At 41.0% G+C, this 25,543-nt stretch carries 19 protein-coding genes; 12 read left to right on the plus strand and 7 right to left on the minus strand.

Going from position 1 to position 25,543, the window contains the following annotated elements; translation table 11 throughout:
- Window positions 1-18 precede the first annotated feature (18 nt).
- Window positions 19-420, plus strand: a complete 402-nt coding sequence (locus I4Q58_RS08760) for a DUF4174 domain-containing protein (protein ID WP_203295462.1) — start codon at window positions 19-21, stop codon at window positions 418-420.
- Window positions 420-959: a DUF1697 domain-containing protein gene (locus I4Q58_RS08765; RefSeq protein WP_203295463.1), complete on the plus strand. Its 540-nt coding sequence runs from the start codon at window positions 420-422 to the stop codon at window positions 957-959. The genes I4Q58_RS08760 and I4Q58_RS08765 overlap by 1 nt, the downstream gene beginning before the upstream one ends.
- Here the strand turns inward: I4Q58_RS08765 and I4Q58_RS08770 are convergent.
- Genes I4Q58_RS08770 through I4Q58_RS08785 form a run of 4 tightly spaced genes read right to left on the minus strand, consistent with a single transcriptional unit; the run spans window position 951 to window position 6,748 of the window.
- The gene (locus I4Q58_RS08770) at window positions 951-4,181 is read right to left on the minus strand and encodes a CHAT domain-containing protein (RefSeq protein WP_203295464.1); all 3,231 of its coding nucleotides are present in this window, start codon (window positions 4,179-4,181) and stop codon (window positions 951-953) included. The two genes, I4Q58_RS08765 and I4Q58_RS08770, sit on opposite strands and share 9 nt — an antisense overlap.
- Window positions 4,174-4,908, minus strand: coding sequence for a tetratricopeptide repeat protein (locus I4Q58_RS08775; RefSeq protein ID WP_203295465.1), 735 nt, complete (start codon window positions 4,906-4,908; stop codon window positions 4,174-4,176). The genes I4Q58_RS08770 and I4Q58_RS08775 overlap by 8 nt, the downstream gene beginning before the upstream one ends.
- Complete coding sequence (locus I4Q58_RS08780; RefSeq protein ID WP_203295466.1) at window positions 4,905-5,489, minus strand: RNA polymerase sigma factor; 585 nt, start codon at window positions 5,487-5,489, stop codon at window positions 4,905-4,907. The genes I4Q58_RS08775 and I4Q58_RS08780 overlap by 4 nt, the downstream gene beginning before the upstream one ends.
- Window positions 5,490-5,536: 47 nt before the next feature.
- Window positions 5,537-6,748: a hypothetical protein gene (locus I4Q58_RS08785; protein ID WP_203295467.1), complete on the minus strand. Its 1,212-nt coding sequence runs from the start codon at window positions 6,746-6,748 to the stop codon at window positions 5,537-5,539.
- Between the two features lie 64 nt (window positions 6,749-6,812).
- On the opposite strand from I4Q58_RS08785, the gene I4Q58_RS08790 reads away from it, so the two are divergent.
- Window positions 6,813-7,892, plus strand: a complete 1,080-nt coding sequence (locus I4Q58_RS08790; protein WP_203295468.1) for a diphosphomevalonate/mevalonate 3,5-bisphosphate decarboxylase family protein — start codon at window positions 6,813-6,815, stop codon at window positions 7,890-7,892.
- On the opposite strand, the gene I4Q58_RS08795 is transcribed toward I4Q58_RS08790, so the two are convergent.
- Window positions 7,893-9,374, minus strand: coding sequence for a T9SS type A sorting domain-containing protein (locus I4Q58_RS08795; protein ID WP_203295469.1), 1,482 nt, complete (start codon window positions 9,372-9,374; stop codon window positions 7,893-7,895). It lies immediately after the preceding gene.
- Window positions 9,375-9,543: 169 nt separating this feature from the next.
- On the opposite strand from I4Q58_RS08795, the gene I4Q58_RS08800 reads away from it, so the two are divergent.
- The 9 genes from I4Q58_RS08800 to I4Q58_RS08840 all read left to right on the plus strand — a co-directional run bounded on the left by I4Q58_RS08800 (window position 9,544) and on the right by I4Q58_RS08840 (window position 23,084).
- Window positions 9,544-10,482 (plus strand): mevalonate kinase family protein, encoded by a 939-nt coding sequence (locus I4Q58_RS08800; protein WP_203295470.1) that lies wholly within the window; start codon window positions 9,544-9,546, stop codon window positions 10,480-10,482.
- A gap of 35 nt (window positions 10,483-10,517) precedes the next feature.
- Window positions 10,518-13,001 (plus strand): FG-GAP-like repeat-containing protein, encoded by a 2,484-nt coding sequence (locus I4Q58_RS08805; protein WP_203295471.1) that lies wholly within the window; start codon window positions 10,518-10,520, stop codon window positions 12,999-13,001.
- A 43-nt stretch (window positions 13,002-13,044) separates the two neighbouring features.
- Window positions 13,045-13,950 (plus strand): geranylgeranylglycerol-phosphate geranylgeranyltransferase, encoded by a 906-nt coding sequence (locus I4Q58_RS08810; RefSeq protein ID WP_203295472.1) that lies wholly within the window; start codon window positions 13,045-13,047, stop codon window positions 13,948-13,950.
- A gap of 388 nt (window positions 13,951-14,338) precedes the next feature.
- A complete protein-coding gene (locus I4Q58_RS08815) occupies window positions 14,339-15,301 on the plus strand; it encodes a carbon-nitrogen hydrolase family protein (RefSeq protein ID WP_203295473.1) in 963 nt (320 codons plus the stop codon).
- Between the two features lie 892 nt (window positions 15,302-16,193).
- Window positions 16,194-17,060 carry a pseudouridine synthase gene (locus I4Q58_RS08820; protein ID WP_203295474.1) on the plus strand — a complete coding sequence of 289 codons (867 nt, stop codon included), beginning with the start codon at window positions 16,194-16,196 and terminating at the stop codon, window positions 17,058-17,060.
- Window positions 17,061-18,252: 1,192 nt separating this feature from the next.
- Window positions 18,253-19,650, plus strand: a complete 1,398-nt coding sequence (locus I4Q58_RS08825; RefSeq protein ID WP_203295475.1) for an arginine decarboxylase — start codon at window positions 18,253-18,255, stop codon at window positions 19,648-19,650.
- Complete coding sequence (gene speB / locus I4Q58_RS08830) at window positions 19,640-20,575, plus strand: agmatinase (RefSeq protein ID WP_203295476.1); 936 nt, start codon at window positions 19,640-19,642, stop codon at window positions 20,573-20,575. The genes I4Q58_RS08825 and speB overlap by 11 nt, the downstream gene beginning before the upstream one ends.
- Window positions 20,565-21,539, plus strand: coding sequence for a deoxyhypusine synthase family protein (locus I4Q58_RS08835; RefSeq protein ID WP_203295584.1), 975 nt, complete (start codon window positions 20,565-20,567; stop codon window positions 21,537-21,539). The genes speB and I4Q58_RS08835 overlap by 11 nt, the downstream gene beginning before the upstream one ends.
- Window positions 21,540-21,554: 15 nt before the next feature.
- A complete protein-coding gene (locus I4Q58_RS08840; RefSeq protein ID WP_203295477.1) occupies window positions 21,555-23,084 on the plus strand; it encodes a carbon-nitrogen hydrolase family protein in 1,530 nt (509 codons plus the stop codon).
- A 38-nt stretch (window positions 23,085-23,122) separates the two neighbouring features.
- Here the strand turns inward: I4Q58_RS08840 and I4Q58_RS08845 are convergent, their stop codons facing one another.
- A complete protein-coding gene (locus I4Q58_RS08845; RefSeq protein ID WP_203295478.1) occupies window positions 23,123-23,929 on the minus strand; it encodes a hypothetical protein in 807 nt (268 codons plus the stop codon).
- 129 nt (window positions 23,930-24,058) lie between these two features.
- Complete coding sequence (locus I4Q58_RS08850) at window positions 24,059-25,459, minus strand: mannosyltransferase (protein ID WP_203295479.1); 1,401 nt, start codon at window positions 25,457-25,459, stop codon at window positions 24,059-24,061.
- Between the last annotated feature and the right edge of the window lie 84 nt (window positions 25,460-25,543).

The raw sequence follows: 25,543 nt of genomic DNA on the forward strand, positions 1-25,543 counted from the left end.
GTATAGTACCTTGTACCTATGAAAATGCTTTCCCTACTATTATTTTTTATTTCATTTGCTATGTTTTCCCAAAACCTCACCAAGCACCAATGGAACGACCGTTTATTGATCATAACCTCTGAAACCTTCGATAATGATCGTGCACAACGACAACTTATAATGTTGAAGAAGGAAATGTCAGGGTTGAAGGACCGAAAGTTGGTGATTTACCACGTAACACCTGAGGGGTATAAAACAAACTTCAATACTGAAGTTTCTGGTGAAAGTGAAATTGCCGTTGGAGAAGATTTTCAAATTACCCTAATCGGTTTGGACGGGGGTGAAAAATATCAATCGAATACGCCTGAACCCGCAAGCGTTTTCTTTTCAAAAATAGATAGCATGCCGATGCGAAAAGCTGAAATGCGTCAGAAGAACTGATGAATACCTACGTAGCCTTTTTAAGGGGAATCAATGTTGGGGGACAGAAGAAATTTTCGATGTCCGACCAAGAACGATTGTTTTCAGCCTTGGGCTATAATAATGTTCGGGCCTATCTCCAAACTGGAAATGTCGTTTTTCAAACACAAAAAACTTCAACAGAAGTCACTTCCGCAATACAAACTGCCATTTCGGAAAAATACGGTTGGGAGGTTCCTATCCTGATTAAAACCACTTCAGAAATAGCAGCTATTATCAAGCACTGTCCTTTTTCACAAGAAAAAAAAGAGAAAAGTTACTTCACCTTACTTCACGCCATTCCAAATTCCGTAGAAAGAACGGCTATTGCTTCGGAAGCTTCTAAAGAAGAAGAATTTATCATTGCAGAAACATGTATTTATTTCTTTCCCGAGAATGGCTATGGGCGCGCCAAATTCAACAACAATTATTTCGAGAAAAAGTTGAAAGTTGCTGCTACCACACGAAATTATAGAACGATGAAAAAGGTCTTGACATTACTTGAAGAAGTGTCAAATTAAACTTTTTTTGCGTCTCCACAGCCAAAAAAGAACGCCAATAACTACTAAAAGTATTCCTCCATAAAGAATCCAATTAGAATGATCTAACCTCATTTTTAGCGGTTCGGTATTACCCATTAAAATCAATCCTGCCCAATAGGGAGGTGCCTGAACACGTCCTTTAGCCTGTGAAAGGTATTCGAGCTTTGCCAACTGCAACGCTTTATTTTTAGGGACACCGTCGGCCAGATGATCGTAGAAAGCTGCAACGATGGCCGCACTCGACTTTTCGTCTACATTCCATAGGCTGGTTAGAATACTCTGACTGCCAGCATGGGTGAAGGCATGAGTTAAGGAAAGCATTCCCTCCCCAGGCTGATAAGAAGGCTTTCCCGTTTCACAAGCCGTTAATATGGCGAGTTCGGATGAAAGTTCGTAATTGTAAAGCTCGTAGGCATATAGAGAATTCTCTTCTGATACCGTTTCTGATGATTCGCCTTTGGCAAAAATTAGTCGCGAAAGCTCTGGACTTACATTATTGCTTTCCGCATGGGTGCCAATATGAATGATACTATGTTGGTCTGCTTCCGATAAAAATCGCATTTTGGAAGCGTCGTCGTTGAGGTAGGCAGTACCCCGAAACAATTTGCTGTATTTCTCCGCGACTTCACGAATGAACGGCTGCGGAAGTAATGTAAGATAGGTTTTGTCGATAGCGGTAGAATCCTTTTGTGCATTCTTATATCGTACCTTCATTTCAGCATCGAAGGTCGGAGCGAAGGCTACAAATCTTTCTTGAGGTACTTCGGCTGTACCGTTTTGCAACATATAAAGACTGGGTTCGTATGAAATGCAATGGTTGGCCAAGAGTCCTTTTGTAGCTAATTCCTTAAAAGAGGCTATCGGGGTTTTGGTTAGAAGATCGAAACTAAGGTTGAAGAGGGGACCGTCTGGCACAATAATGACCTCTTCTGTGGTAACTTTATCGGCAATTGGGCCCCAGAGCTGTTCGTATAAAATATACATTGGCTCTCGATACGCTTCCACAGTATTGGAATGCTGCTGTAGCGCTGCGATGGTTTCGGAAAGATTGTTCGTGGTGTGTTTTTGAAGCGTGCTGCTGTTGTTGGTAAGGACTAACGAATATAATTCATCTTCAACAAAAAGATATCGAACCAATGTCGTATTCGCTGGAATTTCATGTTTCCAATCGTTTTTCTCATGAAGAATGGATCCATATTTCAATGAAAAATAATCGGGATAGTCAGTTTTCAGGGTTTCGCGAAGTGTTTCCCATTCGTTGGAAGCTTTGATGAACATTGAAATCCCTTCTTCGGAAGAATTCTGTAGTGCGCTGGAAAGTTTAGCCTTGAGTTCTGATTCCTGTTGAAGAATGCTTGCTGGAAGCTTATCGGAAGGCTGATATTCCCGTAAGGCCAGTCGAGCTCGAATTCGGTTGTAGATACTCGATTCATGGTATTGAATCAGTTTTTCCAAATATTTTGAATCCTTCGATTTTTGATAGGCTTGAAGTTGTAGTTTTTTTGCAAAGTTGAAGAGGTCGGTGTTTTGTGAAATCAAAAAACGAACATCCTCGTAATTCTGTAAGAACGATTGCCGTAGTTGAAGTACTTCGAATGCATTGGTTAGCGAATTTGAAAGCTGGTTGATTTTGGAGAGGGTTATTGCGGGAAGCAAAGCATATTCAGATTGGGCATGGATTAAGATGGCCCGAGGCAATTGAAAGCTATTAAGTACAATATCGGGCGAGACATTTTGTTGCTGTTTTGGTACTTCAATCGCGTCGATTACTTCTTGTGAAAACGATTTTGCTTTCTCAAATTCTCCTAGTTGAAAATAGGTTTCCGCTACGGCCAAAATATAATGGAGGCCTTGTTGGGTTTTGTGAAACTCACTTTTTTTCGACGCTGAATATAATTCTTCTGCAGTGGCAATGGCCTTCTTTCGTTGGTTGTTTTTCGCATAGAAAACCGCCATGTTAGCAATTTCTGAGAGCAGGTCGTTATTGTAGTTTCCGCCTAGCGACTTTAAGAATAGTACGCGACCTTTTTCATAGGCCGGTCCGGCCTCTTTAGGGCGTTCTAAGGCTTCCAAAATGTTTCCGTAGGTGGTATAGGCAGATCCTTTCCAATATTCGGGAATGGCAGGGTTTTTATTGATTTGTTGCTGCACTTCTTCAACTAAATATAGCGCATTCTCTAAATCCCTGGTGTTTAACTTGGCCTGCGCAAGTAATATTTTTGAAATAATGACATTGGGGTCATTTGGATTTCGAGTTTTGAGCTTACGTTGATAAGAATACTCGATAAGCTCTTCCGCTTTGCGAAATTCACCAACAGCATTATGAAAAGCTCCTAGATTATCGATAGCAGCAAACTTGCTGGCTTCTGCTGCACTGATACGCTGTTCGTCCGTACCATTAACCATATAGTCATTCAAATCGTTGATGGCCTTTTGAGAATACGCTATCGCTTGTTGATTTTTACCCAATACATTGGAGACAACGGCCATATTCATCATAACAAGTGCGGGTCGGTAGTATTGGTTTTCGGGGGTGTTCTCGGTTTTCTTTAGAGCTTCCAAGGATTTTTGAAAATAATACTGACAGCTATCCATTTTGCCTTCCCGCCACATGACTCCCCCTAGGGCATTGTACACCTGTTGCAGCGATACATAATTCTTTTCTTTCCGCTTATTAAACGTTTCCAGACTCTTTTGATAATGGTTTTTTGAGGCTACATAATTACCCATACTGCTGGCATAGTATCCCAGATTATAGTGCATATCGTCCTCGGTAGGCGGTGCATTAGAGCTATCTTTTTTTGCAAATTGCAAGGCTTTTTCTACGGAAAGATAGGCAAGGTCGGGTCGTCCGGCATCGCTTTGTACCCATGCTAATTCTTTGTATGCATATTTTGAAGCGAAGGGGTCATTAAAGCTTAAAATGTAGGTTACCCATTTGTTGGTGCGTTCTAAGGCACGGTCCCAATCTTCTTGGTTAAGTGAAAAGCTTCCGATGAATTCGATATACTTGGCGATGCTATCAGCTTTTTCTTCTTTTTTGAATTTTGAAAGCTTTTGCGCAAGGTATGTATTTGCTTCTTTAATTTTCTTTGCCTGCACCAGTTCGGTCATTCTGGATACCCCTACTAGCGAATCATGTTGCCCCCAAAATATATAGGGAATCATAAATAGCATTAAGGTTAAGAAGCGTTTATTCATCTTTTAATTTGCGAATAGCGTTTAAGAGCGTTTGGTTTTTATCTGATGGATGCATCCCTAATAGTTGTATGGCTTCATTTAGCTTAGCAGCCTTTACTAAAGCGAGCGCTTTGTAATAGATGGCTTCCGAATAAAAGGTGGAAGTAGTTTTTTCAATAGTTGAGTTCAAATAGGGAAGTGCCAACGTTATTTCATCGGTGGCCATATGGGCCATTCCCATAAAGTAGCTCAGGGTGTCATTCTCAGGTTTTTCTTCGACCAACGGTTGCCATTTCGATAGGGCTTCTTCATAATTACCCTGCTTGTAGCTTACCATTCCGTCGTAAAATTCAAATTGAGAGGTAGCGCTCATAATTGTCGGTAAGCCGGGATCGGGAGAATAGTAGGTAGCATATAATTCTTCCCGTGGATTTGTTTTCGTAAACAACCATACGAGTGCAATAGCCAAAATGATGGAGGCTGCGGCAGCATATTTTATATAATTTTTCCCGCCCTGTGAAGTTGTTTTAATAGCAAGTTCATTATGGTAGTCATCTAACTTGGGCTTTAAAGCTGCGACTTCAATAGCATTTAGAAAAGCTTCTACCTCCGCAACTTGCGTAGCAAACTGTGCATCGGATTTAATCCTGCTTTCGAATTTAAGCGCTTCAGTTTCAGACAGCTCATTCGAAAGATACGCTTCGATTCGTTCGAAGGTTTCCTGGGATATTTCGGTTTTCTTTTTCATGATGGGGGGAGGTTTGTTAATTCGCGCAATCGTTCAATACATCTGTATTTTTTATTTCTAGCAGAAGCTTCGGTTATCTCGAATAGGGATGAAATATTTCGCATGCTTTGCTTTTCAAAATAAAATGCTTCCAAAAGACGTCGGCAGTCCTTTCCCAACTGGGAAAAGGCCTTTACAATAAGTTGTTGTTGTTTCTCTTTCGTGTGTTTTTCTTCTACCGTGTCCATGGCGTTTTCATCTTCATGTACATTAAGATAGTTGGTGTCTAATTGACGGGTCTTTCGATATTGAGAGGAGCGCAGTACATCCAACCATTTGTTTTTGGAAATTTGGAATAGGTATCCCTGAAGTGCTGTGTCGTTTTTAGGGACAAATTTTCCAACTTTCACATTTTTCCATACGGTTATAAAGGCTTCCTGATAAATATCCTTGGCCTGCGGTTTCGAGCCACTGTTTTGAAGCACGTATTTTTCTGTTTTGTAGTAGTTTTGGGTATAGAGCGAGCGCAACGTCTGTTCGTCGTTCCGCCTTACGGCCTCTATGAGTTGCGATTGTTTTGCTATATGTTTTACCTTCCCCATTGGTTGTAGCAGAGGAAGAAAGATACATAATTTTTAAAATCATTCCGTTATTGTTCAACTTCAAATTGTGTCCATTCCTTATCATACATGCGTTTATCGGTATTAGGGTTGTATAGGGTGTTATTTGTTCCAAAGTACGTGCCATCATTTGAAACCCAGTAGTGTTTTGTACCCATTGGAACACTATAATGCTCTCCAGTACCGTGATTTGCGATGGTAACGGTTTCGTTTATACCGCTAATGGTTTTACTGTGTCCGTGGCTATTCATATTACTTCTATTAAGGTATCCAGCATGACTGATATCGGAAATTTCACTGTAGGTTTTCCCGAGGTCGAGCGTTGCTTGACCACGTGCATTGATAGCTGCCAATCTTTTTCGATGCGCCGCATCACTAATATTTGCCCGTTGTAGTTCGCGCTGATTGAAGGCTGCTATCCATTGCGGGTTATACTTAGTATTTATAATGCCATATAAAAATGCTTTTTTGGCTTCTTCGAAATCGTCGGCTTTTGCTTGGATAAACTGACCGTAAAACATCCAATTGTTTCCAAGTGGTGAGCGATCGTCGGTAACATTTAAAACCGTTAAATAGTGCATTCCTTGCGGGTCTTTCCATTCCATCCCATACGCTTTAGTGGTTTTTTGGGTAGGGGCATATTGCCATAGTTGGTCCCGAAAGGCTTGGGTGGCGGCTGCTACTTTCGGAAGCTCGTAGGTGGATATGAGTGTTCGCTGAGTACGCTCGGCCGTGGGCATAAAGAATTCGTCGATTATTTGTTGAATTCCCATCGGATTGCGGTACTTATCGCTGTAGGGATTTGGCTGACCGCCATAAAAAAACTGCTGACCAAAAGATCCGCTAACTTTCAGTCCGTTTGGGCCCTCAAAAGTCCATTCGTTATTATTTTGGATTTGTCGCCAAGAAGCGGGAAAAGGTATTGTGCTAGATATCATGCCCGTTTTCTGATCGCGGTTTTCAAAATTTCGTAGTTTTTCCTGTGCTTCCATTTTCTTTTCTTTTGTTGAATTTTGAAAGGACTGTGTTGGTTCTAATGGCTCTCTGTAAGAGCTGTCGTCAACGTATTCCTCTTCTTTTCCGTAATAGGCCTCGTCTTCAAAAAAATCGTTCTCAGGATTTTCGTTTCCGAAGAAACATCCGCTGAAAAGCATTGCAAAGAGACTTAAACCAAATAGCTGTAAACCGTTCATAGTTGTAGGTGTTTTCTTCTCATCGGAAGAATTTCGGAATGTCATCATCACAACAGTAATTTTTTATAGCTCCGAAATCGAATTGCGTATCTTTGAGGCCTAAATTATTTGGATGACTGAAGATCAATTTCTGCCTACCGAAACCTATTCTTCTCAATTAGAGGGAAGTGTTTCCGTTCAATCCCCAAGTAACATCGCTTTGGTGAAATATTGGGGAAAATATGGCGATCAGCTACCGAAGAACGCTTCCATAAGCTTTACCCTCTCTAATTGTCGCACCAAAACAACCTTGAAATACAAGCCGAAAAGCAGCGAAAACGCTGTATTTGAAGTGTATTTGGATAAAACCCTCGCGCCAGATTTTAAACCGAAAATCGAGCAGTTTTTTGCTCGGATTGAACGGTATATACCACTTGTAAAAGAGTACGATTTTATCATCGAAACGACCAACAGCTTTCCGCATAGTAGCGGCATTGCTTCCTCCGCTAGCGGTATGAGTGCGCTAGCTATGTGTATGATGGAATTGGAACAAAAGCTTCTGTCGAAACCCATATCCAATGAAGATGCATTGCAAAAAGCTTCCTTTTTGGCTCGCCTCGGCTCCGGAAGTGCAGCGCGAAGCATCGAAGGGCCGCTAGTGGTTTGGGGAGAACATTCTAAGATTGAAGGGAGCTCCAATTTGGTGGGGACACAATATCCGTATGAAGTACACCCGTTTTTTCAAGATTATCAAGACACGATTCTGTTGGTTGAAACAGGCGAGAAGCAAGTGAGTAGCACCGTTGGTCATAATTTAATGCACGATCATCCATTTTCAGAACAGCGTTTTCAGCAAGCGAACGACAACCTTTCAAAATTGATTTCTATTTTGAAGGAAGGTACTATTGAAGCATTTATTAATATTGTTGAAAGTGAAGCGCTTTCACTCCATGCCATGATGATGACCTCGAATCCTTATTTCATTTTAATGAAACCCAATACCTTGGAAATCATCAATCGGATATGGAAATATCGTAGGGAAACGGGAAGCAACGTATGTTTTACCTTAGATGCGGGGGCAAACGTTCATGTTTTATATCCCAAAAAGGAAAAGGATACGGTTTTGGCATTTATCAAGGAAGAATTGGCAATCTTTTGTATGGACGGTTCATTTATTGAAGACCAAACCGGAATGGGAGCGACTTTGTTATAGTTATTCCACCAGTACCCGAATTGTTTTTACGCTACTGTCACCAATACGTAAGCTTGCGAAATAGCAGCCGCTATTCAAATCCGAAATTGTATAGGGTGTAGTTTCTGTCTTGATTGGAAGGCTCGAAATTTTTTGTCCCATAATGGTGTAAATAGCTACGGAAGCTTCACCAGGATTCTGAAGCAATTCCTCGGAATAATGAAATGTAATTGTTTCACTAGCGGGATTTGGGCTAACGGAAAAATCGTATGAAAGTGTTTCAAATTCTTCATCTGCCAACAAAATAGTAGAAACTTTCAACACAACTGAAGTAGCATTGCAAAATACATCAAAGATATATACATCGAAGGGGCCATAGGCGGCTTCAACCTGATTCGGCAGATTGCAATCAATATCGTTGGCGGTCAAAATTGTAAGCTCATCGTCCAGCGATAATTCACTGAGCATATTCACGCTAAAACTCCCAGCCAAGACCGGAAATCCAATAATATCAATGGAATCATAGTTGTTTATACCATCAACATCTATAGCGATCGTTGCGTCGGAAGGGAAATGGAAGTTGTTTACGAAATCCAAACTTCCAATGGCATCCATTCCACCCGGAATGATAGTTCCCGTATTGGTAAAGTTAGCGGTGATGTCGAAAGTACCATCTCCGATTAAGACCCCATCGCTATGATTATTGAAATCGGCGCCGATCGTAAGAAACAAAAGGGTTTGATTTTCCTCCACATGAATAGTTCCATGATTATTCATATCGAAAATCATATAAAAACTGTTGGACACACCAAGGTTTTGTTTCCAGATGGTACCATAATTGTTTACCGTGGCATCATGGCTTGAAACTTGGGTTAACCCGCCCGTACTTGCTACCTGTATGGTGGCGTCTTCTTCGTTGTTTAGGACCATTCCACTAGAAAGGTCAATTACCCCAGAATCCGTAATCTGAATTTCATTGTGATTGTTTAGGATGGTATTGCTTATTTCCTTCCCATCGCTTCCTTCGATTACAATAGTGCCAAAATTTTCGATCGTTCCGCCACCTTCAATAATTCCTGATTGAAAGGATATCGCAGCTCCTTCGGCTACTTCAAGTATATTTGTGTTTTCTAAGGTTCCACCCACCTCTAATTGGGCGTTCGGTTCGATAACAATAGTACCGCCGTTATTGTAAAGCGTGCCGGAGATTTCAATTTCGGCATTGGTCACGGTAACCTCTTCGGTTATAGTCAGAGAATTATCTATCACTAGCCTGGCTCCCTGTTCGATTACGATCGTTGCGCCATTATTGGCAGCAGAAATATCGACTTCAACGGCACCAGAGATAAGAATGTCGCTGCTCGCGTTAGGTACCGTCAATACATCCCAATTATCGGCATTGTTCCAGTCGGTATCGCCACCATTTCCGGTCCACGTATGTGTTTGGGCAATTCCTAATGAAGAAATTAAAAGAGACGTTAGAAGAAGGAAAGAACGTACCATATCGCGTTATTTGATATGGTAAGGTACTAAAAATGTGAATAATACGTCTTTTTGAGTGCTAATTTGTAAATCCTTTCACATTATAATGAGTTTATATATAGTATCTTTGCATCAATATCAATCATTTATCGCTAAATTGCTATCTTTAGTAGCGTTAATACTTTAGCTTATGCGCGGTCCCCTTTTCTACTCCAAAATCCTACTGTTCGGTGAATACGGAATCATCAAGGATTCCAAAGGACTCTCTATACCCTACAACTTTTATAAGGGAGCCCTTAAAATCGATGAACATAAGACCATTTCAACTAAAAAAAGCAACGATGCCTTAGGCCGATTTGCTGATTACCTGCAAAACCTTCAAGAGCAACAACCGGAGTTGGTCACGTTCGACTTAGATAGTTTAAAAGCCGATGTTGAAAAAGGCTTGTATTTCGATAGTAGTATTCCACAAGGCTATGGTGTGGGAAGTAGTGGTGCTTTAGTGGCGGCAATTTACGATCAATATGCCACCGATAAGATTACGGTACTCGAGAATTTAACGCGTGAAAAGCTACTTCAACTGAAGGCAATCTTTGCTGAAATGGAATCCTTTTTCCATGGGAAATCGTCTGGACTGGATCCGTTGAATAGCTACTTAAGCCTGCCGATTCTTATCAATTCCAAAGACAATATCGAACCTGCCGGGATACCATCGCAAACGGAGGAAGGCAAGGGCGCTGTGTTTTTATTGGATAGTGGTACTACGGGTGAAACCGCTCCGATGGTGCAGATCTTTATGGAAAACATGAAACAGGAGGGCTTTCGCAATATGTTGAAGGATCAATTTGTGAAGCATACCGATGCTTGTGTCCATGACTTTCTACATGGCGATGTAAAATCGCTTTTCGGAAATGTGAAGCAACTTTCAAAAGTGGTGCTCGATAACTTTAAGCCGATGATTCCTAAACAATTTCACACCTTATGGAAAAAGGGGATCGATACCAATGCCTATTACCTAAAACTTTGTGGTTCAGGTGGCGGTGGTTATATGCTTGGTTTCACTGAAGATATCGATAAGGCCCGCGAGGCATTAAAGGATTATAAATTGGAAGTGGTTTATAATTTTTAAATTAGCAGAATCATTCTACTCTTAAATTAACTATTATGGTAAGATATTTACTTACCACTGTATTGCTATGCCTTTCGCTACAGTGTTTTGCGCAACTTTCCTTTCAGGAAAATACAATTATTGATGATATAGGTAAACCAAATGGTCCGGCCTGTGTTCGAGCTTTCGACCTTAATGGTGACGGCTTTCCAGATGTTTTAACTGCGGAGAAAGATGGCGATAGAATTTGTTGGTATCAGAATCTTGGTGATGGAAGCGTTGGCCCACAGAGTATAATAACGGATATAACTGATGGTGCAGAATCGGTTCATGCAGATGATCTTGATGGTGATGGAGATTTGGATATAATATCTGCATCGGAATACGATAACAAAATTGCATGGTATGAAAATTTGGACGGTTTAGGCAGTTTTGGTGAACAGATTATTATTTCTGAAAATGCGCAGGGAGCTCAGGCGGTTTATACAGCCGATTTAAATGGTGACGGAGCAGTGGATATTCTTTCGGCCTCGGAAGATGATGATAAAGTGGCATGGTACGAAAATGAGGATGGACAAGGATCTTTTGGTTTAGAAAATATAATTTCTACAAATGCTGATAGAGTAAAAGATATTAAGTTGGCAGATTTTGATGGTGATGGTGATATGGATGTAATTTCTATTTCACGAAATGATGGTAAGCTCGCTTGGTATGAAAATATAGATGGAATGGGTAGCTTCGACAGTGAAAACATCATCAGTCTCGATTTTGGATTTGGAACTTCCGTCGTAGTAGGCGATTATGACGATGATGGTGATATGGATATTGTGGGCTCTGGGAGAAACCCGGGATTAATTTATGCTTTTGAGAATCTTGATGGATTAGGAGACTTTTCATTACCAATTGTAATTGATGATGAAGTTACTAGTTATTACGATGTAAAGTTAATCGATCTAGATGATGATACCGACCTTGATATATTGGTTGCTCAGCAATATGATGGAGGAGTTTTTTGGTATGAGAATTTGGATGGCCATGGAACCTATAACGAAGGGTCGTCGGTAGAAGTTAACGATTACACCGCAACTTCTGTTTCCGCAGCAGATATGGATGGGGACGGTGACAAAGATATTTTAAAGGTAGGTTGGGTTTCAGGAGAAGGTAGAGATGAAATTTTTTATCATGAAAATTTGAATGGCTTAGGGAATTTTGGAAGTCAAGAGGCGTTTGTAAATGTTGAAGGGGTAAATGAACCATTGCGAGGAAAGCTTGCGGATGTGGATGGCGATTTGGATTTAGATATAGTCATTTTGGAAGAAAATGGAGGTAAAGCAGTATGGTTTGAAAATACGGATGGTATGGGCACCTATTCCAATCCTATCGAAATATTGACTGAAGAAAACATGCCAATTTCTTTGGCCGTAGGAGATATTGATAGTGATTCCGATATTGACGTTGCAGTAGGATCTTTTGAATTAACAGGTGGCTTAAGTTGGATTGAGAATTTAGATGGTGAAGGTACTTTTGGATCTAAAAACTTAATGGCATTGAACAGGGTATATCCATCATTACAAATAGTAGATATTGATGCCGATGGCGATAATGATATTTTATATACTCATTATTTTGAGGACACAATAGGATGGTATGAGAACCTTGATGGGAATGGGACATTTGATGAGCCAATCATTATTGCTGATAACTTTTCCTTACCGGAAGATGCAATCGCTTCAGATATAGACGGTGATGGAGATCTTGATGTTGTCGCAGCATCTATTGATGGCGATAAGATAGTTTGGTTTGAAAATATGGATGGATTTGGATCCTTTAGCGGGGAAAATATCCTGCCGGGGATCATTGAATTTCCAAGATACGTAAATGCTGCCGATCTGGATGCTGATGGGGATAAAGACATCATATCAGGAGAGCTTTATAATAATAATATCGTATGGTATGAAAATCTTAATGGAGAAGGGTCATTTACTTCCCATACTATTATTGGGACCGGTTTCAATGCGGTTTCGTTATTAACAATTTATGATATTGACGATGATGGTGCATTGGATATTTTTGTTCACGGTAGTACAGACAATATCCTCCGATGGTTAAAAAATGATGGGGAAGGGAATTTTTCAGATCAGGAAATTGAAATATCAAAAGCGGATTATATTTCATCGGTAGAATTTGGAGATATCGATGATGATAATGATACAGATATTATGGTAAGTACATTGGTAGAAGACAAGATTATTTGGCTAGAAAATACTTCCAACCTAGGTGTTGCTTCATTTGGCCAAGAGCTTTTTAAAGTATATCCAAATCCTACATCAGAAGTTATCACTATTTCGGCTGCGAGTCCAATTAAAAACCTTAAACTTCTAAACCAAATAGGGCAATCGCTAAATGCTGAAACTGATATTTCTTCAGAATCTAACCAAAATTATAAGATTGACATGTCGCGCTTCGCGAATGGATTGTATTTTATCGAAGTTGAATTCATGGACGGAAAAACTGCTGGCGAGAAGATAATTAAAGAATAATAACCTACCTTTTACTTTAAATCGTAATCAATAGGAATTAACTATGCTAAGCCGAAAACAAAAGCATCTGTTGTTGAAGTTTTTCAGCTTGTTCTCTATTGTACGAGGCTACAACATTCTCATTATCGTTATCGCTCAGTACCTCACCTCGGTGTATATACTTGCACCTAATTTGCCAGTTCGTCACGTTATTTTCGATGTCAATCTTCTTATGATTGTTTTGGCGTCTTCGGCTGCAATTGCTTCTGGATACATTATTAATAGTTTTTACGATAGCGAAAAGGATCTTATTAATCGTCCAAGGAAGACGATGCTGGATCGATTGGTGAGTCAGCGAACAAAACTTTCTGGCTACTTTATCCTGAACTTCATTTCGGTGATTTTTGCTAGCTATGTTTCGTTTCGGGCGGTGATTTTCTTTTCGCTTTATATCTTCGGAATCTGGTTCTATTCACATAAGCTGAAGCGCTACCCCTTCGTAGGGAACTTTGTTGCCAGCACCTTGGCAGTCGTGCCTTTTTTTGCGGTTTTTATTTACTACCGGAATTTCGATATCGTAATATTTGTCCATGCTACCTTTTTGTTTCTACTGATCGCCATGCGTGAACTGGTGAAGGATCTGGAGAACCTAAAAGGCGATTTGGCACAGAACTACCATACCATTCCGGTGGTGTATGGCGAACATGTTTCGAAACGGATGTTGACATTACTCAGCGTATTGACCTTAATCCCGACGCTGCTGCTGATCTTCAATTTTGAAATTGGGTATATGACCTATTATTTCTTCGGAAGTATCGCCGCTCTAATTATCTTTTTAGTGATTCTTTGGAAATCGAAACGAAAACTTCACTATGTAGTGCTTCACAATATATTAAAGTTTATCATAGTTGTTGGGGTGTTCAGTATTGTATTAATCGATATCGATCTGTTGTTGAATCGGTTTATTTAGGCGTGAATGGTGAACGGTGAACGGTGATCAGTAAGCTGTAAGCTATACGCTATACGCGATAGGCTTTGGAATTTTATATTTGAATCTTTTTACTGTTTCTTTTTATCCCTACATCCTACACCCCTACATCCTACACCCCTACACCCCTACATCCAACACCCAATTTATAATCTCTAGTCTGTAGTCGATAGTTTTTAGAAGTTTCGCTCGAAGGTGGATGTGAAATTACAAAAAACTACAATCGTAAATCTAAACTCGTACATTATAGATGTAGGATGCAGGAATTTTAGTATTTCCTAATAATTCTCAGTTCTTAATTCTCAATTCTTAATTCTTTGCCTCTTTGAAACTTTGCTGCTTCTTATCAACTTATCACTATCTTTAAACCATGAAGAATTCCTCTCAACTTACCGTAGCATTGGCTCAAATTGCTCCTGTTTGGCTTGATCGGTCAAAGACCTTGGAAAAAGTGATTACACAGATTCAAGAAGCGAGTAAAAACGATGCCGATTTGATTGTTTTTGGTGAAGCCTTGGTACCAGGATATCCATTTTGGCTAGCCCTTACCGGAGGGGCAGAATGGAATACCAACATCAATAAAGAACTACATGCGCACTATGTGAAGCAGGCGGTTTGTATCGAGGAGGGCGACTTGGATGAGGTTTGTGCGGCGGCGAAAGAAAATGAAATTGCCATCTACCTTGGTATCATTGAACGACCACAGGATAGGGGAGGGCATAGCATTTATGCCTCTTTGGTTTATATTTCAAAAGAAGGAGCCATCGAATCGGTACATCGTAAACTGCAACCCACCTACGACGAGCGACTAACGTGGTCGCCCGGCGATGGGAACGGACTGCAAACGCATAAACTACCGCCATTTACCGTTGGCGGACTAAATTGTTGGGAGAATTGGATGCCGCTACCACGTGCTTCGCTTTATGCCCAAGGTGAAAACTTGCATGTTGCAGTGTGGCCGGGAAGCGATCATAACACTAAAGACATTACCCGTTTTATCGCGCGGGAATCAAGAAGCTATGTTGTTTCCGTTTCAGCGTTGATGAATATAGATGACTTTCCACAAGACACGCCCTACCTAGAAAAAATCCTTGAGAACGCTCCAAAAACGCTTGCCAACGGCGGAAGCTGTGTTGCCGGTCCAGATGGGGAATGGATTCTCGAACCGATTCTTAACAAATCTGGGAACTTCTACGTGACCCTGGACTTTGATCGCGTATTGGAAGAACGGCAAAATTTTGACCCCGTCGGCCATTACTCCAGACCCGATGTCACCAAGCTAACGGTTAATACCGAACGCCAGTCGACTGTAAAGTTTAAGAATGGTGAATAGTTGGCTTTACGCTGTAAGCAATAAGCGATAGGTTTTGATTTTTTTATTTGAGAATCTTTTACTGTTTCTTTTTTCTTTTATCCCTACACTCCAAAAGTCTTTGAAGTTATTTGTTAAAGGTTAATAGTACGAGAAAGAAAGCATTATATGTTGCGAAATCTACAACTCTAAACTCTCACATCTCACCCGTCCGAACGTACCTGCTCGAATGAGGTCATGCGAGCGTTCGGTACGGGCGGGCTACACCCTACATCCAGCCTCCAGCCTCCCAACAGTCTTTGCAGTTATTAGTTAAAGGTTAATCGTACGAAAAGGAATCCTTTGCAAATCGTGAAATCTTCAATCGTTTATGCGCAATCTACTGTAGTTTTCTCTTCTCTCTTTTCTATGTTCTTTATTCTCCTAACTCCTAACTCCTAACTCCTAACTCCTAACTCCTAACTCCCAACACCCAACACCCCCGCCCGAACATGCCTGCGACTAAAATCACATACGCGTTCGGTACGGGCGGGCTACACCCTACATCCAGCCTCCAGCCTCCCAAAAGTCTTTGAAGCTATTTGTTAAAGCTTAATAGTAGGAGAAAGAAAGCGTTATATGTTGCGAAAAGTACAATCGTTAATCTAAATTCTATACTCTCACTTCTCACCCGCCCGAACGTACCTGCTCGAATGAGGTCATGCGAGCGTTCGGTACGGGCGGGCTTCTCACTTCTCATAACTCATAACTCATAACTCTTGGCTCTTGGCTCTTGGCTCCATCGTAACTTTGAAACCTTGATTCTGAATTCATCATTCTTAATTCTTAATTCGCACAATTATCCTGTATCTTTGCATTTCAATAAATCGCCCAATTACAGGGCAGTAACCGTCAGTAAAACTGACATTATATTATGAGCAGACAAGACAGATCAGGAAAAGGAAAGGCTTCAGGACGTGGAGGGAACAATACCCGTAAAAGAAGCAGTGCAAGAGGAAATGCTCCTTTTAAAAAAGAAAATACCAATAAGCAAGCGGGTCGCCAGAACAAAGCGGGCAAGACCAACCATCAAAAAAATCCTGATGGCATTCGCTTAAATAAATACATCGCGAACAGTGGTATTTGCTCCCGTCGCGATGCCGATACCTATATCAAAACCGGCCTGGTAACCGTAAATGGTGAAGTGGTTACGCAAATGGGCCATAAGGTTCAGTTGGAAGACGATGTGCGCTTCGATGGTCGCCGAATCAATCCCGAACCAAATACCTATGTATTGCTGAACAAACCAAAAGGCGTGGCGACTACCACTAGCGATAATAAAGGGTTAACTGTTATGGATCTTATCAGCAATGCTACTTCAGCAAAAGTGAAGCCCATCGGTCGTTTAGGTCGGAACGCTACTGGATTGTTGCTGTTCACCAACGATGACGATTTGATGAAAAAACTCCATTCGAAAGGAATGCCGCGTTTGTTTCATATCGAATTGGATAAGAACCTAAAAGCAGATGATCTTCAGAAAATCAAGGAAGGGCTTACTGTCGATGGAAAAACAATCGAAGTAGAGGAAATCAGTTATGTTGACCATTCACCCAAAAAAGAAGTCGGTCTTAAGATTAAGAATATGGGGAATAGCGTTATTCGCGATATTTTCAACCACTTAAACTATGATGTGGTACGTGTAGACTGTGTAACCATCGCTCACCTAAACAAAAAAGATTTACCTCGCGGTCGCTGGAAGATTCTGACTAGGGAAGAGGTGAATTTGTTTAGTATGATGTAGTGGACGCTTTATGCCGTATGCTGTAAGCTATATGCAATAAGCGATTAGTATCTAAAATTCTAAGTTCCAAACTACAAACACTGTTGGCTGAGGCTCTCGAAGCCAACATTTTTATAGTCGTGAATGGTGAACCGTGAACAGTGAACCGTGGTGAATGGTTGGCTCTACGCTGTAAGCGATATGCTATAATCTTTATGCTATCAATGTTTTATGAAACTTCGAACAACTAACGCTGAATGCTAGTAATAGATAAATGGACTCAGTTTTCAAATAGAAAGCTCTGGATACCAAATCCAAAAAGCTAAATATTAAAAGTCGCATTGAACTCTGCTAGACTCCTAGACTTCTACACTCATCGACTTATTTTCACAATCCACAATTGTCAAATCTATAATCGTCAGTCTAGTATCTTAATCTGTTTTCTCTTTTCTATGTTCTTTATTCTCCTAACTCCTAACTCCTAACTCCTAACTCCTAACTCCTAACACCCAACACCCAATACCCCCGCCCGAACATGCCTGCGACTAAAATCACATACGCCTTCGGTAAGGGCGGGCAACACCCAACACCCCCGCCCGAACGTACCTGCGACTAAAATCACATACGCGTTCGGTACGGGCGGGCAACACCTAACACCTAATTCATAATCTCTAGTCCGTAATCGATAGTCTTTGTAGGTTTCACTCGAAGGTGGATGAGAAACTGCAAAAAGCTATAATCGTCAATCTAAAATCGTATATTCTAGATGCAGAATGCAGGAATTTTTAGTATTTCCTAATAATTCTCAATTCTTAATTCTTTGCTTCTTTGACTCTTTGCCCCTTTGTTTCTCTGCGAAATCAAATTCTTCCCAAAAAACATCGCCGTTTCAAAAAATAGCATACATTTGCCGCGATTTTAGCTGAACAAATTGAAATGTGTTTCTACGTTCGGGCTTTTGAAAGTTAGGAAGTCATCTTCAAAAGCAGGCCGCCAGGCGGTCGACCGAACCTTAAAGCTAGCTTCCGGTTTCTCAAGACGCATTCAAGGTCTTGCCCTTCTCTTCGAAGATTTTTCCGAGGTATACTACTTCATTTATCGATTACAGCCTATCCGTATCTGAAAAACAGGTTAAAATTTTGTTATACTGCTGCTTCCTCCATTGGAATAGCTGCAATCATTTTTATTTTTAACTACCAACCTATTTCATATAATGAATATTAAATACAAAGATCTAATCGATCAGACCTATTATTTTCCACAGGAAGAGTTCACCTTAAAAAATGATACGCTAGAATTTCATGATATCCATTTGATGGATCTGGTGAAGGAATATGGTGCTCCCTTAAAGTTCACCTATCTTCCAAAGATTTCAGAAAACATAAACCGGGCGAAAAAATGGTTTAACGATGCCATTGAAAAACACGATTACAAAGGCAACTACAACTATTGCTATTGTACCAAGAGCTCACACTTTAAGCATGTGCTGAATGAAGCCCTGAACAACGATATCCATATTGAAACCTCTTCGGCTTTCGATATCAATATTGTTGAAAATCTTAAAAAGGAAGGAAAAATCACCGATGAGACCTATGTTATCTGTAACGGTTTCAAACGGGAACAATATATTACCAATATCGGTCGGTTAATCAACAACGGTCATAAGAATTGCATTCCGATTATCGACAATTATGAAGAAATCGGGTTGCTTTCAGAAGAAATCGATGGCAACTTCGAAGTCGGTATTCGTATCGCTTCAGAGGAAGAACCGAAATTTGAATTCTATACATCACGGCTGGGAATAGGCTATCGAAATATCGTGCCTTTCTACCAAAAGCAAATCGAGGATAACGACCAGGTGAACCTTCGCATGCTTCACTTTTTTATCAATACAGGGATTCGCGATACCGCTTATTACTGGAACGAGCTGTTGAAGTGTTTAAAAGTATACATTCAACTTAAAAAGATTTGTCCGACCTTGGACAGTCTGAACATCGGAGGTGGCTTCCCTATCAAAAATTCCTTAGCATTTGAGTATGATTACACCTATATGGTCGATGAAATCGTCAACCAAATCAACGTTTCATGTAAAGAAGCCGGCGTCGATGTGCCGAATATCTTCACCGAGTTTGGTAGCTTCACCGTAGGTGAAAGCGGTGGCGCCATTTATGAAGTGCTTTACCAAAAGCAACAAAACGATCGCGAAAAGTGGAATATGATCAATTCATCATTCATCACTACACTACCCGATACTTGGGCTATTAGCAAACGCTTTATCATGCTGGCTATCAATCGATGGAACGATGAATACGAACGGGTGTTGTTGGGTGGATTAACTTGCGATAGTGATGATTATTATAATAGTGAACAGCATATGAACGCTATTTATTTACCGAAATTTAAAAAAGATAAGCCGCTTTATATTGGCTTTTTCAACACTGGAGCCTATCAGGAAACTATTGGTGGTTTCGGTGGACTACAACACTGCTTGATTCCGTCGCCCAAGCATGTGCTAATCGACAAAGACGAATCGGGAAACATAACCCACAGACTATTTTCAGAACAACAAACAAGCGAGCAATTGCTCAATATTTTAGGATATGGAAACTAAGACCTATGCCGGTATCCCGCAACAATATGCAGGACTGGACACAAGTAAAATTGTATTAATCCCAGTGCCGTACGATGGCACCAGCACATGGCAGAAAGGAGCCGACAAAGGACCACGTGCCTTTTTGGAAGCTTCCGCAAACATGGAACTGTACGACATCGAGACGGAGACTGAAGTGTATAAACAAGGTATTTACCTTGCTGAACCTATCACTACAAATGCTTCTCCTGAAGCTATGGTAGATGCGGTGCATAAAAAGACAAAGGAATACATCCTTCGGAATAAGTTCGTCACCGTCTTCGGCGGCGAGCACAGTATTTCAATTGGTACGATTCGTGCCTTCAATGAATGCTTCGACGATCTTACTGTTTTGCATATTGATGCGCACGCTGACCTTCGAAAGGAATATGAAGGTTCAAAATGCAATCATGCCTGTGCGGTGTATGAAGCGAGTCAGACCACGAATTTAATTCAAGTGGGAATACGTAGCATGGACGTTGCCGAAACGACCGTAATGGATTCAGATAAAACGTGGTTGGCACACGAAATGGCAGGCGATGAATATTGGATGGATAATGTAATTGAAGCCTTGGGCGATAACGTATTTATTACTTTCGATTTGGATGCTTTCGATCCTTCCATTATGCCGTCGACTGGTACCCCAGAGCCTGGTGGCTTGTTTTGGTATGAAACCATGGAGTTCTTAAAGCAGGTTTTTGCTGAAAAGAATGTGGTAGGCTTCGATATTGTGGAGCTTTGCCCAAATGAAAATGAAAAGTCATCCGATTTCCTTGCGGCGAAGCTGTATTACAAAATGTTGAGCTATAAGTTTGAAGGTGAAGAGGAAGATGATGCTTTTGAAAGCAACTTCCATGAGCCGAAAAAAGGAGTTTCAAAATTTAATGACGAAAAAGATGAGTACTAAAGGAGCGATTACCCAATTTATTGAAAAATACTACCTGCACTTTAATGCAGCCGCCCTCGTAGATGCCGCAAAGGGCTACGAGGAACAACTAAACGGTGGCGCAAAAATGTTGGTGTCCTTGGCGGGAGCCATGAGTACTGCGGAATTGGGGAAGATATTTGCTGAAATGATCCGTCAAGATAAGGTGCATATCATTTCCTGTACGGGTGCGAACTTAGAAGAAGATATTATGAACTTGGTGGCGCATTCACATTATAAAAGAGTGCCAAACTATCGTGATCTTACGCCGAAAGAGGAATGGGACTTATTGGAAAACGGCTTGAACCGTGTTACCGATACCTGTATTCCAGAGGAAGAGGCATTCCGTCGATTACAACAACATATAGTCAAGATTTGGAAAGATGCTGAAGCGAAAGGCGAACGCTATTTTCCACACGAATTTATGTATAAAATGCTGTTGAGTGGTGTGTTGGAAGAATACTATGAAATCGATATCAAGGATTCATGGATGTACGCCGCTGCTGAAAAGAACTTACCGATCGTGGTTCCAGGATGGGAAGACAGTACGATGGGGAATATTTTTGCCAGCTATGTGTTGAAAGGTGAATTGAAAGCGTCTACCATGAAAAGTGGCATCGAGTATATGACCTTCTTGGCCGATTGGTACACCGATAATTCCGAAAATGGAATCGGGTTCTTCCAAATCGGCGGTGGAATTGCAGGTGATTTCCCAATTTGCGTGGTACCGATGTTGTATCAGGATATGGAACGCACCGACACGCCGTTTTGGAGCTATTTCTGCCAGATTTCAGATTCTACCACTAGCTACGGAAGTTATTCAGGAGCGGTTCCAAATGAAAAAATCACCTGGGGAAAACTCGATATCGATACGCCGAAATTCATCATTGAAAGCGATGCTACCATCGTCGCTCCATTGATTTTCGCCTACCTTCTCGATATGTAACTCCTAATCATTTCAATGGAAAACAAAATCGAAAATATTGAATTATCGTATCTCACCCTCGACGATTATGAGGCGCTGAAACAAGCTACCTTGCAATCGTACGGTGGGATGCCCAATTCGTATTGGAAACTGGAGGAAATCGGTCGATTAATTACCCTTTTCCCCGAGGGTCAGGTGGTCATTAAAGTAGACGGTCAAATTGCGGGCTGTGCGCTTTCTATCATTGTCGATTTTGATAAGATTGAACACCAACATACCTACGACGATATTACAGCCGATCCCGATTTTAAGATTCACGATGCCAAGGGCGATGTGATGTATGGTATCGACGTTTTTATCAAGCCCGATTATCGCGGACTGCGATTAGGGAGACGTTTATACGATTATCGGAAGGAGTTGTGTGAAAAGTTGAATCTGAAGGGAATCGTTTTCGGTGGAAGAATTCCCAACTACCATAAATACGCGGGAGAACTTACCCCAAAACAGTATATCGATAAGGTTCGTCACAAAGAGATTGAAGATCCGGTCCTGAATTTCCAGATGTCCAACGATTTTCACCCGGTTCGTATTCTGAAGAATTATTTGGAAGGCGATACGGCTTCAGGTGAATTTGCAGTGTTGATGGAATGGGACAACATCTATTACACCAAACCGACCAAAAAACCATCGAGTGTTAAGAATGTCGTTCGCCTTGGATTGATTCAGTGGCAAATGCGACCCTATGATGGGTTGGAAGACCTGATGCACCAAGCCGAATATTTTATCGATAGTGTGGCGGGATATCGAAGTGATTTCGCCGTGTTTCCAGAGTTTTTTAATGCGCCTTTGATGGCCGATTTCAACCATTTAAGTGAAGCGGAAGCCATTCGGGAATTGGCGAAATACACCGAAGAAATCACGAATAGGATGGCACAACTGTCTATTTCGTATAACATCAACATCATTACCGGAAGTATGCCAGAGGTGGTGAATGATACCTTATATAATGTTGGGTATTTATGTCGCCGCGATGGTAGTACCGAGCGCTATGAAAAAATACATGTCACTCCCGATGAAGCCAAAGTTTGGGGGATGCAAAACGGCCATGAGTTGAAGACTTTCGATACCGATTGTGGTAAAATCGGAATCTTGATCTGCTACGATTCCGAATTTCCCGAATTGTCGCGCTTGTTGGCCGATGAAGGTATGGATATTCTCTTCGTTCCGTTTTTGACCGATACCCAAAATGGTTTCTCCAGAGTGAAGCTTTGTGCCCAGGCGCGCGCCATTGAAAACGAATGCTATGTGGCTATTGCGGGAAGCGTCGGAAACTTGCCAAAGGTTCATAATATGGACATTCAGTATGCGCAATCGGCGGTATTTACGCCCTGCGATTTCTCCTTTCCGAATAATGGCGTAAAAGCCGAAGCCACCGCAAATGCCGAAATGATCTTGGTTGCCGACGTGGATATCGACCTACTCCGGGAACTTCATAATTTTGGGGCCGTTAAAAATCTGAAAGACAGACGAAAGGATTTCTATATATTGGAAAGGGTTAAGAAATAAAAGCTTTGGCAATATTTTACTATTGCCAAAGCTAACAACTACTGTACCTTCTTCTTTCGTTTCTTGGGATAGATCATGAGACTAACCCCATATGAATCACCTTTTAATTGATATTCTCGTTCAATTAGCTCGTTGTTAGAGTTGTTTATGACCAGGTGTCCTTCTAGCATATTTTGTAGCCGATAATGGTAAAAAAAGTTTATGCGTGCCAAAAAATGGGGGGTGGCAAACTTTATACCTGTTTCTACTCCAAGTTTTCCGTAAACGCTACTTGGGCTCTGATGAGCTGCCGTAAGTTGGGTTTCATTGGGTCCAAAACCAATTTCTAAAACGGAAGGATAGGTATTTTGTCCAAGACCAAAAATTCCTTCAGCACCTAAGTAAAATGCAAATGTTCTTTTGTTTATTATAAAATAATTATATCCTAAGCTTAGCTCATACCTCAAATCATCAAATCCTGTGGAGGTATCTATGTAAACTATAAAGCTTCCAGCTGGAGCACCAGTATAGTTATCGGGTAACAAGACGAATTCTTTTTCTATAATACGGGTTAACCTTAATCCCGTTCTCAATAAAGAATTTTCCCATCGGTAAATATCGTAGTGTATTCCGATTGACGGTACAGACTGTTCAATATGTTCATAATGTAAGCCAAAAGGAAGTTGATCTATCTCAAACCCATACACCTTTTCAAAGCCTGCTGAAAAACTGAGTCTGGAATAACTATCTAGGATATTCTGGGCATTTCCGAAAGTGCTAAAACTTACTATGGAAATGATTGAAATGAGAATGGATGCTTTAGAAGGTATCCATTTTCGTGACCGGCCAATCAGGGTAAAGTACATGGCGCAATTCTGCTATTGCAGTAGGAAAAGTGAAGTAATGTGTAATTCATATCTATAATAACGGTATACGGTAAATGTATACTATTTTTCGTTTCCATAACTATCCGTAGATAGAATTTTAAAGAGTACTCAAGAAAATTTTATTTTCAAATTTGAATTCGGAAAAAACACTTCCCATACGGCAAACCCAATCACCACAACATACTCAAATGCCACCAACCACAAATTCTCATCAAACCCTTCTGTGCCATATGCGGTATAGCTTAGTACTACCATAAAGCTCCAGACCAAGGGGAAGCGATAGTTGGTGAAAAGACAAAGCAAAAGCGGTGTTGCGACATACCAAGGATGTACGGTGGTCGATAACAAAAAGTAGCCAAACACCGCGAACAGCATCGTCGTAGCAATGGAAGAGATTGAATTATTTCTTCTGAAAAGGGCCAAGGCCGCTACAAGCAAAATGGTAATGATTGGCAGAATCTTACCGACCGTTCCGATGATATTCCAGCCAACGACTTCAAACCCGATCCACCGAATGATATAATAGATACTCGCATTGAACTCAAACTTTTGAAACCACAGTGCAATAGTCGCGGAAAAGTGCTGCAGGAATTCAGCAGAAAGAAAGGGAAAAAAAGTGATACAAGCAGTGGCGATTGTTATTGTCCAAAAGGCAAACAGCTTTGTCAGGTCGAGCGCCCGCCTGCCGGCAGGCACGGCAGTGGAGACCTCTTTTTTCCTAAAATACTTCAACAACAGCGGCAAAAACAACAGCGGTAATAACTTCACCGAAATGGAAACCCCAAACAGCACCGCGGCCCAAAGCAATTTTTTCTTCTGAAGCAAATACAGCGACCACACCAAAAAGAATAGCATCACACTTTCAAAATGAAGATTGCCCGTCATTTCAATAATGATAAAAGGGTTTAGGAAATACCAGAAAATATGATGGGGGTTCATCTTTAAATTCCGTAACAGTTTCCTTCCGAAGTAAAGAATTCCGATATCGGCCAAAATGATGCTCAATCGTAAAACGATAACAGACCCGAACACGCTTTTCCCAGCCAGTAGTCCTGCCAATGCAAAAAACAATTGATTGACGGCTGGATAGTTACTGTAATGACTCGCATTTAAGGCTCCCATGCCTTCTACCAACACTTCAGCTTGGGCAATCGTTGCACCTTGTAGCGATTCCAACCCCTTCATAAAATTTTCGGGAGTGAACAGATACGGATTCACGCCCTGCGCCAACCAACGTCCATCCCATAAAAACCGATAAAAATCCTGCGAAAGATTGGGCAATGCTACAATAAATACCAACCGGAAGGCAATCCCGATTCCTGCTAAGACCCAAAAACTCCCCTTGGTTATCTGTTGAAGTTTGTACGCCAAAAAGAACAAGGCGCCATAGAGCATAATTAACTTAGGAAAATCGCTTCGCTCCAGGTTATAGGCAAATGCAAAATAAAAGGCAATGCTGCTCAATGCAAAGAGCAATGGAATGCGATACGCCTTTAAAAACTCGGTCATAGAACGAAGATACGAAAAGACCCGCGGGGTTTTACATTCTTAGACCCACAGGGTATTGGAAACCCTGCGGGTCTACGATCAAAA

The organism is Luteirhabdus pelagi (genome assembly GCF_016827595.1).
In the GTDB taxonomy this organism is placed as follows: Bacteria; Bacteroidota; Bacteroidia; order Flavobacteriales; family Flavobacteriaceae; genus Luteirhabdus; species Luteirhabdus pelagi.

Coding starts and splice junctions, on each gene's coding strand:
- I4Q58_RS08835 (WP_203295584.1), top strand. CDS start 20,565: ATGAGTACTAAAGGAGCGATTACCCAATTTATTGAAAAATACTACCTG.
- speB (WP_203295476.1), top strand. CDS start 19,640: ATGGAAACTAAGACCTATGCCGGTATCCCGCAACAATATGCAGGACTG.
- I4Q58_RS08820 (WP_203295474.1), top strand. CDS start 16,194: ATGAGCAGACAAGACAGATCAGGAAAAGGAAAGGCTTCAGGACGTGGA.
- I4Q58_RS08780 (WP_203295466.1), bottom strand. CDS start 5,489: ATGGGGAAGGTAAAACATATAGCAAAACAATCGCAACTCATAGAGGCC.
- I4Q58_RS08770 (WP_203295464.1), bottom strand. CDS start 4,181: ATGAATAAACGCTTCTTAACCTTAATGCTATTTATGATTCCCTATATA.
- I4Q58_RS08775 (WP_203295465.1), bottom strand. CDS start 4,908: ATGAAAAAGAAAACCGAAATATCCCAGGAAACCTTCGAACGAATCGAA.
- I4Q58_RS08810 (WP_203295472.1), top strand. CDS start 13,045: ATGCTAAGCCGAAAACAAAAGCATCTGTTGTTGAAGTTTTTCAGCTTG.
- I4Q58_RS08795 (WP_203295469.1), bottom strand. CDS start 9,374: ATGGTACGTTCTTTCCTTCTTCTAACGTCTCTTTTAATTTCTTCATTA.
- I4Q58_RS08815 (WP_203295473.1), top strand. CDS start 14,339: ATGAAGAATTCCTCTCAACTTACCGTAGCATTGGCTCAAATTGCTCCT.
- I4Q58_RS08765 (WP_203295463.1), top strand. CDS start 420: ATGAATACCTACGTAGCCTTTTTAAGGGGAATCAATGTTGGGGGACAG.
- I4Q58_RS08785 (WP_203295467.1), bottom strand. CDS start 6,748: ATGATGACATTCCGAAATTCTTCCGATGAGAAGAAAACACCTACAACT.
- I4Q58_RS08800 (WP_203295470.1), top strand. CDS start 9,544: ATGCGCGGTCCCCTTTTCTACTCCAAAATCCTACTGTTCGGTGAATAC.
- I4Q58_RS08850 (WP_203295479.1), bottom strand. CDS start 25,459: ATGACCGAGTTTTTAAAGGCGTATCGCATTCCATTGCTCTTTGCATTG.
- I4Q58_RS08825 (WP_203295475.1), top strand. CDS start 18,253: ATGAATATTAAATACAAAGATCTAATCGATCAGACCTATTATTTTCCA.
- I4Q58_RS08840 (WP_203295477.1), top strand. CDS start 21,555: ATGGAAAACAAAATCGAAAATATTGAATTATCGTATCTCACCCTCGAC.
- I4Q58_RS08760 (WP_203295462.1), top strand. CDS start 19: ATGAAAATGCTTTCCCTACTATTATTTTTTATTTCATTTGCTATGTTT.
- I4Q58_RS08805 (WP_203295471.1), top strand. CDS start 10,518: ATGGTAAGATATTTACTTACCACTGTATTGCTATGCCTTTCGCTACAG.
- I4Q58_RS08845 (WP_203295478.1), bottom strand. CDS start 23,929: ATGTACTTTACCCTGATTGGCCGGTCACGAAAATGGATACCTTCTAAA.
- I4Q58_RS08790 (WP_203295468.1), top strand. CDS start 6,813: ATGACTGAAGATCAATTTCTGCCTACCGAAACCTATTCTTCTCAATTA.